Source organism: Antarctobacter heliothermus (assembly GCF_900188425.1).
In the GTDB taxonomy this organism is placed as follows: Bacteria; Pseudomonadota; Alphaproteobacteria; order Rhodobacterales; family Rhodobacteraceae; genus Antarctobacter; species Antarctobacter heliothermus.
In genome coordinates this window covers 1-12,746 of record NZ_FZON01000087.1, presented here as the reverse complement: position 1 = coordinate 12,746, position 12,746 = coordinate 1, and the positions used below count along the sequence as shown (strand labels likewise).

12 protein-coding genes and 1 pseudogene are annotated in these 12,746 nt (G+C 60.9%); 10 read left to right on the top strand and 3 right to left on the bottom strand.

What is annotated here, in order from left to right:
* Both CHB90_RS24185 and CHB90_RS24180 read right to left on the bottom strand, forming a co-directional pair.
* Window positions 1–230 (bottom strand): annotated as a pseudogene (locus CHB90_RS24185) (IS21 family transposase); the annotation flags it as partial.
* 254 nt (window positions 231–484) lie between these two features.
* Window positions 485–1,171 (bottom strand): response regulator transcription factor, encoded by a 687-nt coding sequence (locus CHB90_RS24180; RefSeq protein ID WP_089280300.1) that lies wholly within the window; start codon window positions 1,169–1,171, stop codon window positions 485–487.
* A 147-nt stretch (window positions 1,172–1,318) separates the two neighbouring features.
* On the opposite strand from CHB90_RS24180, the gene ribA reads away from it, so the two are divergent.
* The 10 genes from ribA to CHB90_RS24125 all read left to right on the top strand — a co-directional run bounded on the left by ribA (window position 1,319) and on the right by CHB90_RS24125 (window position 12,414).
* Entirely contained in the window at window positions 1,319–2,401 is a 1,083-nt protein-coding gene (gene ribA, locus CHB90_RS24175) for a GTP cyclohydrolase II (RefSeq protein ID WP_089280299.1), read from the top strand.
* Window positions 2,402–2,479: 78 nt separating this feature from the next.
* Entirely contained in the window at window positions 2,480–3,481 is a 1,002-nt protein-coding gene (locus CHB90_RS24170) for an LLM class flavin-dependent oxidoreductase (RefSeq protein ID WP_089280298.1), read from the top strand.
* 7 nt (window positions 3,482–3,488) lie between these two features.
* Entirely contained in the window at window positions 3,489–4,025 is a 537-nt protein-coding gene (locus CHB90_RS24165) for a L,D-transpeptidase family protein (protein ID WP_089280303.1), read from the top strand.
* Between the two features lie 180 nt (window positions 4,026–4,205).
* Complete coding sequence (locus CHB90_RS24160) at window positions 4,206–5,309, top strand: ABC transporter ATP-binding protein (protein ID WP_089280297.1); 1,104 nt, start codon at window positions 4,206–4,208, stop codon at window positions 5,307–5,309.
* A 114-nt stretch (window positions 5,310–5,423) separates the two neighbouring features.
* Complete coding sequence (locus CHB90_RS24155) at window positions 5,424–6,545, top strand: extracellular solute-binding protein (protein WP_089280296.1); 1,122 nt, start codon at window positions 5,424–5,426, stop codon at window positions 6,543–6,545.
* 100 nt (window positions 6,546–6,645) lie between these two features.
* Complete coding sequence (locus CHB90_RS27505) at window positions 6,646–7,251, top strand: DUF1330 domain-containing protein (RefSeq protein ID WP_342744990.1); 606 nt, start codon at window positions 6,646–6,648, stop codon at window positions 7,249–7,251.
* 29 nt (window positions 7,252–7,280) lie between these two features.
* A complete protein-coding gene (locus CHB90_RS24140; protein WP_170941180.1) occupies window positions 7,281–8,897 on the top strand; it encodes an ABC transporter permease in 1,617 nt (538 codons plus the stop codon).
* Between the two features lie 122 nt (window positions 8,898–9,019).
* Complete coding sequence (locus tag CHB90_RS24135) at window positions 9,020–10,204, top strand: ABC transporter permease (protein WP_089280294.1); 1,185 nt, start codon at window positions 9,020–9,022, stop codon at window positions 10,202–10,204.
* 109 nt (window positions 10,205–10,313) lie between these two features.
* Entirely contained in the window at window positions 10,314–11,552 is a 1,239-nt protein-coding gene (locus tag CHB90_RS24130) for a PAS domain-containing protein (protein WP_089280293.1), read from the top strand.
* A 79-nt stretch (window positions 11,553–11,631) separates the two neighbouring features.
* Window positions 11,632–12,414: a PAS domain-containing protein gene (locus CHB90_RS24125; protein WP_089280301.1), complete on the top strand. Its 783-nt coding sequence runs from the start codon at window positions 11,632–11,634 to the stop codon at window positions 12,412–12,414.
* A 20-nt stretch (window positions 12,415–12,434) separates the two neighbouring features.
* Here CHB90_RS24125 and CHB90_RS24120 read toward each other — a convergent pair.
* On the bottom strand, window positions 12,435–12,746 hold a 312-nt coding region (locus CHB90_RS24120), incomplete at its 5' end, for an IS66 family transposase (protein WP_141135841.1).

The window sequence follows — 12,746 nt, the reverse complement described above, 5'->3', positions numbered from 1 at the left end:
TTGGGCTTCCGCGCGTTTGTCGCCAGCATCTCGTCGAGTTCGTCCTTCCAAGGACCGATCTTCGGCTGCGGCTGGACGGTCCGCTCGTAGGTGTGCTCGGTCGCACCGGACCGGATCACCTTGCGCACCGTGTTCCGTGAAATCCGCAGTTCCCGGCAGATCTGCTTGATCGGCTTCTTGTCCTGAAAATACGCCCGACGGATCTTCGCAATCGTCTCCACAACCAACATCCCACACTGTGCTCCCCGATAGCCTCGGGAGCATCATCCACATCAGTGTAAGGGGGTCATTGTTGGACGCCGATCACCCCGTTACGGGGTCAAAATTGCATGCCTGTTCACAACCCGCACATGCAACGGGAACTGATGCGCTCTGCGTAATGATGACCAAAGCATGTGACTTTGATCGAGGTCAAAAGCAGATGAGTCCAAACGTACTTTGGTGGCTCAGGTCGACACAATTAGACCTAAGCACACCCCCGATGTCAGCTCACCAACCGATAACCGCCGGATTCGGTGACCAGCAGCCGGGCGTTCGAGGGATCCGGTTCGATCTTCTGGCGCAGTCGGTAGATGTGGGTTTCCAGCGTGTGCGTCGTTACACCGGCGTTGTAGCCCCAGACCTCATGCAGCAGGGTGTCGCGCGGCACCACACCTTCGGTCGAGCGGTAGAGAAACTTGAGGATATTGGTCTCTTTCTCCGTCAGGCGGATCTTGCGGTCTTCTTCGGTCACCAGCATCTTCATCGCCGGTTTGAAGGTGTAAGGACCGACGGTGAACACCGCATCCTCTGACTGTTCGTGCTGGCGCAACTGGGCGCGAATGCGGGCCAGCAGGACGGGAAACTTGAACGGTTTGGTGACATAGTCGTTGGCCCCAGCGTCCAGACCCAGAATGGTGTCGGAATCGCTGTCGTGTCCGGTCAGCATCAGGATCGGCGATTTCACCCCCTGCTTGCGCATCAGGCGGCACAGTTCACGCCCGTCGGTGTCGGGCAGGCCGACGTCGAGAATGATCAGATCGTAGATCTGTTCCTTGACGCGCGACATGGCGGTGGCGCCGCTGTCGGCCTCGAAAACCTCAAATTCTTCGGTCATGATCAACTGCTCGGCCAGCGCCTCGCGCAGGTCTTCTTCATCATCGACCAGCAGGATGTTTCGCAGTTGCGCCATGGGTTCGGGCCTCCGTGTTGCGTTCTCAGGCATTTGTGACCAGAGTGCGCCTCCGGCAACCTTTGCTGCAAGCGTCTCACGTCCTCGTGTGCGTGGGGGCGAAATGTTACAGAATGACGGGGCGTTGGCCAGCTGAAGGAGGCACCGGTGGGACTGAGGCCGGATCTGAATGAAACACTTGCACGGGCGCGTGCGGATTTGCGGATGGGCGTGCCTGTCGGGCTGACGGGGGGCGGTCAGACGGTGCTGGTTGCCTCTGCCGAAACGCTGTCAGAGGCGCGGTTGGCCGCGTTGCGCGCATTGGGTCCGCTGGATCTGGCGCTGACGGGGCGCAGGGCGGCAACTCTCAAGGCGCGCGCCTATGACGACGACGTTGCGCGGGTGGTGGTGCCCCAGGACGCGCGGTTGTCCTGGGTGCAGGATCTGGCGGACCCCGCGGACGATCTGGCCAACCCGATGAAGGGACCGCTGCAAACCCGCCGCGACGGGTCGGCGGTGCTGCACCGGCTGGCATTGCAACTGTGCAAGGGCGCGCGCCTTTTGCCGGCTGCACTGGTGGTTAAGGTCTCGGCGGAGACTGCGACGACAGAGGGGTTGTTGCTGATCGACGCGGCAGAGGCCGCGCCGTTGTTGGATGCCTTGCCTGAACTGGATCACGTCGTGTCGGCGCGCGTGCCGTTGCGGGCCGCCGAAAATGCCCGCCTGCATATCTACCGGCCCGAGGACGGTTCTGAAGAGCACTACGCCATCGAGATCGGTCGCCCGGATCGGGAAAGGCCAGTATTGGCGCGGCTGCATTCGGCCTGTTTCACTGGCGACCTGCTGGGGTCGCTGAAATGCGACTGCGGTCCGCAGTTGAACGCGGCACTGGCGCAGATGGGGCAGGAGGGGACAGGCGTGCTGCTGTATCTGCAACAAGAAGGGCGCGGGATCGGTCTGGCCAACAAGATGCGCGCCTATGCCTTGCAGGATCAGGGGTTCGACACGGTCGAGGCCAACCATCGACTGGGGTTCGAGGACGATGAACGGGATTTCCGGCTGGGGGCGCAGATCCTTGGCAAACTGGGGTTCTCCGCCGTCAGGCTGATGACAAACAACCCCGCCAAGATGAAGATGATGGAAAGCTGCGGCATTGCCGTGACAGAACGTGTGCCGTTGAAAGTGGGGGAGACTCCGTTCAACAGCCGCTATCTGGCGGTCAAGGCGGCAAAGTCCGGGCATCTGCTGTAACCACTGCCTTCATGGTGGGATCGGGGGGTTGTTCGGGTGCGTTCCGTGCATAACTTTGCCCCCGAAGGAGCCAACCCCATGCTGTATTCCCTGCTAGACCTGTCCCCCGTGCCCGAAGGCTCTGCCGCCGCCGATGCGTTGCGCAATACCGGCGATCTTGCCCGGCACGCAGAAAGCTGGGGCTATCATCGGTATTGGATGGCCGAACACCACAACATGCCGGGCATCGCCTCGGCGGCGACGGCGGTGCTGATTGGTCATGTGGCCGGGTTGACCTCGCGGATGCGGGTCGGCGCCGGGGGCATCATGCTGCCGAACCATGCGCCGCTGGCTGTGGCCGAGGCCTTTGGCACGCTGGCCACGCTGTACCCGGATCGGATCGACCTTGGGCTGGGGCGCGCGCCGGGAGGTGATCACGCGGTGATGCGTGCGCTGGGCGTGCATCCTGAACGGTCAGAGCAGTTTCACAACGAGGTGGCGGAACTGCGGGATTTATTGGGTCCGCCGCAGGAGGGCCGCGCGGTGCGGGCGCTGCCGGGGGAGGGGACGCAGGTGCCGCTGTGGATCCTTGGGTCGTCGCTGCACGGGGCGCAGGTGGCGGCGATGCTGGGTCTGCCGTATGCCTTTGCCTCCCATTTTGCGCCCACCATGCTGGAACAGGCGCTGGAGGTTTACCGGCGGTATTTCAAACCCTCGGAGACACTGGAAAAACCGCATGCAATGATGGCGGTCAACGTCTTCGCGGCGGACACCGAGTCAGAGGCGCGGCGGTTGCGAACAACCATGCAGCAAGCGTTTTACCGGCTGCGCACGGGGCAGCCGGGCAAACTGCCCGCTCCGGTCGATGATCTGGCCACGGTGGTGCCCGCCGGTGCGATGCCCGCGCTGAATGAAGCGTTGCGGATCAGCGCGGTGGGCGATCCAGCGCAGGTCGAGGACCAGATGCGCGCCCTGATTGCGCGCCATCAACCCGATGAGGTGATTCTCACTGGACAGATCCACGACCATGCGGCGCGGCTGCGGTCGTTTGAGATTGCCGCAGAGGTCATGGGCCGGGTCTCTCGGGCAGAGGCGGCCTGACCGGGTGGTGACGGTCAACGACATGGTTCTGACTCGGGTGGGCCTGCGGTTTGCCGGTCGGTCTTGGCCATGCGTGATCGGAAAGGGCGATGTGACCGTCGACAAGCGCGAAGGCGACGGCGCGACACCTGCGGGCGTGCACCGGATCGTCGGGATGCTCTACCGGCGCGACCGGATCGCGCGACCTACCGATTGGGCCGTTCCGATCGGGCCATCGGATCTGTGGTCGGATGATGCGGCGCATGAGGATTACAACCTAATGGTGCGCGCCCCCTACGCGTGGAGCCACGAAAGGCTGAGGCGCGGCGACCGGCTGTATGATCTGGTCATCCTCACAGACTGGAACTGGCCTAGGGCCGAGCGGGGGCGGGGATCGGCCATTTTCCTGCATCGGTGGCGGCGACCGGGATTCCCGACCGAGGGCTGTGTGGCCTTTCGGCCCGACCATCTGAAACAGATCGCAGCCCGGATCACCCTTGGCACCCGGCTGATCGTGCCCGAAGCGCTGACAGAACAGGGCAAAGCGCTCGGTCGGTCTTCCTGAATCTATGGAAATCAGAGTCCAAGCGACCTGTATGGTGCTGATTTTCTGACCGGACCGACCGGATTTGCGCGTCGGTTGCGCAGAATCCAGCGATCTACTTGCAACCCCTCCCATCACGCGCTTTAGTCTGACCCCAAGACAGCGGAAAAAATCCGCGACATAACAGACAGGGAGTCTGACGTGGCTGATGGATCAAGTGGCGACGCATTCGTCGCCTTTGAGCGCGTGCAGAAAAGCTATGACGGCGAAACGCTGGTCGTGAAAGATCTCAACCTGAGCATGCCGAAGGGTGAGTTCCTGACCATGCTTGGGCCGTCCGGGTCGGGCAAGACAACGTGCCTGATGATGCTGGCGGGTTTTGAGACCGCGACATATGGCGAAATCAAGCTGGACGGCGTTTCGATCAACAACATTCCACCGCACAAGCGCGGCATCGGGATGGTGTTCCAGAACTACGCGCTTTTCCCGCACATGACGGTGGCAGAAAACCTGGCCTTTCCGCTGGAGGTCCGCAAGCTGGGCAAATCCGAGCGCGAGAAAAAGGTCAAACACGCGCTGGACATGGTGCAGATGGGGGAGTTTGGCGGCCGCCGTCCTGCGCAGCTTTCGGGTGGTCAGCAGCAGCGGATCGCACTGGCGCGGGCGTTGGTGTTTGAACCGGAACTGGTCCTGATGGACGAACCGTTGGGCGCGCTGGACAAGCAGCTGCGCGAGCACATGCAATTCGAGATTACCAATCTGGCGCATCAGTTGGGCATCACCGTGGTTTATGTGACCCACGACCAGACAGAGGCGCTGACCATGTCGGACCGCGTTGCCGTCTTTAACGATGGCCGCATCCAGCAATTGGCCCCGCCTGATGAGCTGTACGAAAAGCCGCAAAACAGTTTCGTCGCGCAGTTCATCGGTGAGAACAACACGCTGGAAGGTGTGGTCAAGGAAATCAGCGGCAACACCTGCGTCGTCCAGCTGGACGACGGTGAGGTACTGGACGCGACCCCGGTGAACGTGACCAAAGTGGGCGAGCGGACACGCGTGTCGATCCGCCCCGAACGGGTGGAGTTCAACAAGGAGCGCCTGAAAGATGGCGTGCACACGTTGAAGGCCGAAGTGCTGGAATTCATCTACATGGGCGATATCTTTCGCACCCGGCTCCGCGTGGCGGGCAAGGATGACTTTGTCATCAAGACCCGCAATGCGCCGGACCAGGTGCGGCTGGAACCTGGCAGCCAGATCGAGATCGGTTGGCTGCCCGAGGATTGCCGGGCGCTGGACGCCGGGTGATCTGAAACGCCGCGTCCCGCAACTGGCAAGGCCTTGCGGGATGCGACCTGGGGGCGCTGTACAAGCCCGTAACCCGCCCCTCCAAACAATTCGGGTAACCAAAGGGAGTATAACATGAAACTCACCAAGACTCTGCTGGCGACCTCAGCCCTGACCGTTGCTGCGTCCGGCGCATTTGCCGAAAGCCATGGCAACATGGCAATGGACATGACGTTGGTCAGCTGGGGCGGTGCCTATCAGGCGTCGCAGCAGAAAGCCTATGCCGAGCCCTACATGGCGATGAAGGACGGTGTCTCCATCACTTGGGACGAAAGCTCGTCCGAGGCGGTGGCCAAGCTGCGCGCCATGAACGAAGCCGGAAACATCACTTGGGATCTGGTCGACGTGGAGGCCGCCGACGCCATCCGCCTGTGCGACGAAGGTCTGGCGATGGAAATCGACCATGATGAAGTCCTTGCAGCGTCGCCCGACGGCGTCGATGCGTCGGATGACTTTGGCGACATGATCGTTTCCGACTGCTTCATTCCGCAGATCGTGTTCTCGACCACGTTCGGCTATCGCACCGACCAGTTGGCCGAAGGCGTTGAGGCACCGTCCGGCGCCTGTGACGTGTTCGACCTGGAAACCTATCCGGGCAAGCGCGCGCTGAACAAGCAGCCGACAGCCAACATGGAATGGGCGCTGCTGTGTGACGGCGTGGAATACGGCGACGTCTACGACATTCTTGAGACCGAAGAAGGTCAGACACGCGCGTTGGCCAAGCTGGACACGATCAAGGATCAGACCATCTGGTGGTCATCCTCGGCAGAGCCGATCCAACTGCTGGCAGATGGCGAAGTCTTCATGGCGTCGGCCTATAACGGTCGCCTGTTCTCGGCGATTGTCGAGCAGGACCAGCCGATCGGCATGGCGTGGGAATGGCAGATGTTCGACCTTGACGGTTGGATTGTCCCCGAGGGTCTGCCCGAGGATCGTCTGGCCCGCGTGATGGACTTCCTGCACTTCGCCACAGACACGCAGCGTCTGGCCGATCAGGCCGCGTACATCTCTTACGGTCCGGCGCGCGAAAGCTCGGCCCCGCTGGTGTCGACGCATGCCGAACTGGGTATCGAAATGGCGCCGCACATGCCGACCGATCCCAACAACGCGACCAACACCTTTGTGAACAACTACAACTGGTGGGCTGATTACCGCGACGATCTGGACGCCAAGTTCCAGGCGTGGCTGGCACAATAAGGCCATTGGCGTGGCGGGGGCTTCCCGCCGTGCCGGACAATACTGTTTGTGGCGGGCGACTTGCCCGCCACGGACCAACACAAAAAGACAGGGACGTGACATGCCAAAAGGCTATATCATCGGCCATATCACCGTGAACGATCCTGAGACGTACAAGGATTACGTCGCGAAGGACACGCCGATCCTGCTGGGCCTGGGTGGACGTTTTCTGGTCCGCGGCGGGCAGGCCGAAGTGGTCGAGGGGCGCGCCGAAGATCGTCACATCGTTTTTGAATTCGACAGTTTTGACGCGGCAAATGCCGCATACCACGACCCCGGCTATCAGGAGGTCGCCAAGATCCGTCATGGCTCGGCCACAAGCGCCATTCTTGTGGCCGAAGGCAACGATGAAGATTTGCCCGAACCGTCCGGCGACGCGCCTTTGGGTTTTCTGATTGCCCATGTCACGGTCCGTGACCCGGACGCCTACCGCCCCTATGTCGACGGCAACACGCCGATCATGCGCGGGCATGGCGCGCGCTACATCGTGCGCGGCGGTCGATCCGAAGTTCTCGAGGGTGATATGGGCGGACGCCATGTGGTGATTGCCTACCCCAGTTTTCAGGCCGCCCGCGCGGCCTATCATGACCCGGCCTATCAGGAGGTCGCCGCAATCCGGCGCGACCATTCCGAAGGCACCATCATCCTCGTGGAGGGCGCCGCGTGACCGACACCACCCAAGAAACATCCGGCCCGATGCTGGCCGCTGACGGCACGCCTCTCAAGCGGAGCCTGGCAAAGGCCCTGCGGGCGCAAAAGTTGCGAGCGCTGGCGCTGATCGCGCCCTTGTTGCTGTTTGTTCTGATCACGTTTATCGCGCCGATCGCGGACATGCTGTTCCGCTCGGTCGATGACAGCCAGCAGGGTACGGTGCATGGCACCATGCCGCTTACCGCAGAGGCACTCAAGGATTGGGATTCCTCCACCGGGGAGTTGCCTGACAACGCGGTGTTCGACGCGGTTTACACGGATATTTTTGTGGCCGCCGAGAACAAGCTGCATACGCGGGTCGGGTCCCGCCTGAACTATGAAAGAACAGGCAGCTCTTCGCTGTTCCGCAAGACCGGCCGCGGTCTGGATGACATCGGTGAGGTGTATCAGGACCAGTTCGAGGATCTCGATCCCGATTGGGACGAGGGCACGCCCTGGGCCGAATTGATGGGATCGCCAGACTGGCTCACATCCATGCAGGGCTGGGAAGATGGCCAGCCTTTGCCGCCCTTCGAGTTGCGCGACGGTGTGGCCGATCTGTTGCCTCGGACAGCCGCGATCTATCGTGTCTTTGCCGATTTCCAGATTGAGGAAGAGGAAAAGAGCCTGCTCGACGAAGAGCCGTGGAGCATTGTTCACACCCGCCTTTACGAAGACCTGCGCGACGGAGACTTTTCGACCTACGCCGGTCCGCGTGCCGACATGGTCAAGGCCGCGGACGCACTGGTCGACACTGCGGAGTTTGAGACCATCGCGCTCAAGGACGGGTTCGAGGCGATCGACGAGGATTGGCTGGACATCGGCCTGTGGCAAACCATCAAGGCCTACAGCACCTCCTACACAGCTGGTTATTTCCTGAATGCGGTCGATATGCAAAAGACCCCCGAAGGCGTGGCCCTGCGTGACGAAAACCAGCGGATTTATGGTCTGCTGTTCAAGCGCACGATGTTCATGTCGATGGTGATCACATTCAGTTGCATCATGCTGGCTTATCCGGTGGCCTATCTGTTGGCGAACCTGCCGATGCGCACGGCTAACCTGTTGATGATCCTGGTGCTGCTGCCGTTCTGGACATCGCTTCTGGTGCGCACCAGTGCCTGGAAGGTGATGCTGCAACAGCAGGGCGTGATCAACGATGTGCTGGTTTGGATCGGGATCGTCGGGGATGACGCGCGGCTGGTCATGATCAACAACCAGTTGGGCACAATCATCGCGATGACACACATCCTGTTGCCGTTCATGATCCTGCCGATGTATTCGGTGATGTCGACGATCCCGCCCTACTATGTGCGTGCGGCCAAGAGTCTGGGTGCCACCAACTGGACATCGTTCTGGCGGGTCTATTTCCCGCAATCGGTGCCAGGCATCGGCGCGGGGTCGATCCTCGTCTTCATCCTCGCCATCGGCTATTACATCACGCCCGAAATCGTCGGCGGCAACACGGGGACATTTATTTCGAACCGGATCGCCTATCACATCTCGTCCAGCCTCAACTGGGGTCTTGCGGCGGCGCTGGGGTCGATCCTGCTGGCGGCTGTTCTGATCCTTTATTGGGCGTACGACCGGATCGTGGGCATCGACAACGTCAAGCTGGGGGGCTGAAAATGGACGCTTTGAAAAGGCTTCATATCCGGTCCGGCATGTGGTTGCGCGACCTGCGTTTGGCCAATGACACTGATACCGCGTGCCTCAGGCCCGCGCAGATGAAACAGGAGAGCTGACCGATGGCTGTCGAGACACAAGCCGTAAAGCGGCCGATCCAGTTCGTGGCCCCGGTGGCAGGGGCCTCTGGTGCCTTTGCCGGGGTCTTTGTCGGCGCGGCCAACGGGTCTGTCCTGCTTGGTTTGCTGCTGGGATTTGGCATTCTGGCCACGATTGCCGTTGTCCTGCTCGAAGTGCTGGACCCGGGTCTGGAGAAAACCGCCAAATGGGTACTTTTTGCGGCCATGGCAGCAGCCGGATTTCTGCTGGGTGGCTTGCCGGGTCTGGTGGTTGGTGGGCTGTTTGGGTGGTTTTTCGGCTGGTTCATCTACTGGCTGGGCATGGGGCGCTACCGTGTGCCGCTGCCGCCCTATCTGACCGCTGGCCAGGTGCTGTGGCACTACGGGTTCCGGGTGATCTGTGGTTCGATTTTCGTCTTTCTGATCACGCCGATCCTGGTGGTGATGCCGCTGTCCTTCAACGCGCAGGATTTCTTTACCTTCACGCCAGAAATGTTGCGCTTTGATCCGGCGGGTTACAGCCTCAAGCATTACCGCGATTTCTTTACCTCGTCGGAGTGGCAGCAGGCGCTGCGCAATTCGCTGATCATCGCGCCGTTGGCGACCGTCCTGTCGGTCAGCTTCGGGACGCTGGCGGCCATTGGCCTGTCGGGGGAGCATGTGCCGTTCCGTCGCGCGATCATGGCAATCCTGATTTCACCGATGATCGTGCCGCTGATCATCTCGGCGGCGGGGATGTATTTCTTCTATTCGCGGATCGGATTGCAGGGCACTCTGCTGGGTGTTGTTCTGGCCCATGCGGCCCTTGGCATTCCGTTTGTCATCATCACCGTCACTGCAACGCTTGTCGGTTTTGACCGGTCTTTGACGCGGGCGGCGGCGAACATGGGGGCCGATCCGGTCACCACGTTCTTTCGGGTTCAGATGCCGTTGATCCTGCCGGGGGTGATCTCAGGCGGATTGTTCGCCTTCATCACGTCCTTTGACGAAGTGGTGGTGGTGATCTTTGTCGGCTCGGCCCGGCAACAGACGCTGCCCTGGCAGATGTTCACCGGCCTGCGCGAACAGATCAGTCCGACGATCCTGGCGGTGGCCACGATCCTGGTGATCATTTCGATTGCCCTGTTGACCACGGTCGAACTGTTGCGCCGTCGGTCGGAGAAGATGCGCGGGCTCAGCCCGGGTTAACACTCGCATTCATTGCAAATTCAGGCGCGGCACCTCGGTGTCGCGCTTTTGCGTTTAGGGTTTGCAAAGGGATTTGGCTCTAGGGTTGCCTCCAAACAGGAGGCATCGCATGTCTGAACTCGATCCCGCATTTCCGTCCAGGGTGTCCAACGCTGAGGCCAAGTTCCAGTTGTCGGAGGCGATTTATTCGCGCACCGACAAACGCGGGATCATTCAGGCCGGGAATGAGGTGTTCCAGCGCGTCGCCGGGCACGACTGGGACCACATCATCGGCGCCCCGCACAAGCTGATCCGCCACCCGGACATGCCGCGCGGCGTATTCCACTTTCTCTGGGAGCGGCTGAAGGCGGGGCAACCGACTGGCGCTTACGTCAAGAACCGCCGTTCCTGCGGGCGGTTCTACTGGGTCTTTGCGCTCGTTGCGCCGACAGAGGACGGCTATGTCTCGACCCGGATCAAGCCGGTCTCATCATTGCGCGCCGAGGTCGAGGAATTTTATGGTGACTTGGTGAAGCGTGAAGCGGCGGGTGCAAACCCGGCCGAATCCGCTGCAAACCTGTGCGCTTGGGTCCGCGAACAGGGCTTCACCAGCTACGACGCCTTTCAAAGCCACGCGCTTGCGACCGAGTTCGAGGCGCGGACGCGTCAGTTGGGTCGCACGCTTGATCCGCGGTTGAAACGGTTCGTCGACATGACACGCGCCATCTCGGACGTTTGGGACGAGGCCACGATGATGACGGAGGGGTTCAAGGCAATCCGCACCGTCCCGATGAACATGCGCATCATTGCCTCGCGGTTGGAAAACGCCGGTGGTCCGATCAGCGCGATCTCTGTCAACTACAGCCAGATGCTTGAGGAAATGACGACTTGGGTCAAAACCTTTGTCGAAGGCGACGATTGCGTTTTTGCTCATATCCGCAATGCCGTGCTGATGGGGCAGTTCCTTGCCTTTGCTTCGGCGGCCGAACGAGAGATGATTTCAGCGTTCGGGGCAACGGATGACGCCTATCCCCATGAGGTGGACGTCGCGCGTGAAATTGCCGAACTGACCGAACATGAAGAGCGTTTTATGCAGCAGGTGGTTGAAAACCTGTCGTCAGTCGAGCGTGAGGCGCGGCGTTTTGCGCACAGCGTGCTGGACATGAAACGTTTTGTCACCGGGCTGAGTTCGACGCGCATGATGTGCAAGATCGAAAGCGCCAGCCTGTCTGAATCCGGGACCGCGCTGACCGGGATTGTTGAACAGCTCGACAGTTGCCAGGAAGAGATCGAACAGCGGCTCGCGCGGGTCATGGACCTGAACGCGGTGATCCAGAACAGCACGTCGATGCTGCGGTCGATGCTGTGAAAGGCGACCAGCAGAGGGCGCATCGCCCCGAATGCCCAAGACCGCCAGGGGCCACCGCATCGTGCCAGGGGATCAGCGCATGACAGACCAGACGTCCGTCTTCGCCGCCGATCCCGCCTACGCCAATTCCGAGGCACAGTTCGGGTTGGCCGAACTGTTCTATTCACGCACCGACCAACGGGGTGTGATCCAATCAGGCAACTGTGTGTTTCAGCGCGTTGCCGATTATGACTGGCCCGAGTTGATCGGCGCGCCGCACAAGATCATCCGACATCCGGACATGCCCAAGGGGGTCTTCGAACTGCTCTGGAACCGGATCAAGGCGGGCAAACCCACTGGCGCCTATGTAAAGAATCGCTGCAAGACCGGACGCTACTACTGGGTCTTCGCGCTCGTCTCGCCCTCCGAAGGTGGATATATCTCAACCCGGATAAAGCCCACGTCAGACGTCTTCGGTCTGGTTTCAAACCTGTATGCGGACGTGTTGGAACGGGAAAAGAAACTTGGGCTGAGCCCTCGCGAAAGCGCGGATATCATCGAGGATGCGGTGCAGGCGCTGGGGTTTTCCAATTATGACGCCTTTCAAAGCCACGCACTTGCGATCGAGTTCGAGGCGCGGGCGAGCGGCATGGGAGGGGTGATTGATCCGCTGCAGCGGCGGTTTCTGGACATGTCGCGTGCGATCACACAAGTCGGTGTCGAAACCGCCGAAATGACCGAGGCTTTCATGGCGATCCGCACGGTTCCGATGAATATGCGCCTCATTGCCACGCGGTTGGAAAGCGCTGGGGGACCCATCAGCGCGATTTCGGTCAACTACAGTCAGATGCTTGAAGAAATGTCGATGTGGGTAAAGACGTAAGCATCCGGCGAGGGACGCGGTCACGCGGCCTTGACAGCTTTCTGCTCGGCCTTCCAGTTCCATGGGAGCAATTCAGGCAAGCGTGACACGGTGATGTCTGGCAAGCGCGCCAGGACATCTGCCATCCAGGCTTGCGGGTCGATGTCGTTCGTCTTGCAGCTGACAATCAGGGTATACATGAAGGCCGCCCTTTCGCCGCCGCGCTCTGATCCGGCAAAAAGCCACGACTTTCTTCCCAATGCGATCCCTCTGAGGGCGCGTTCGGCGGCATTGTTGGTCAGGCAGATGCGCCCATCCTCCAGGAAAGCGGTGAAGGCATCCCATCGGTCGCT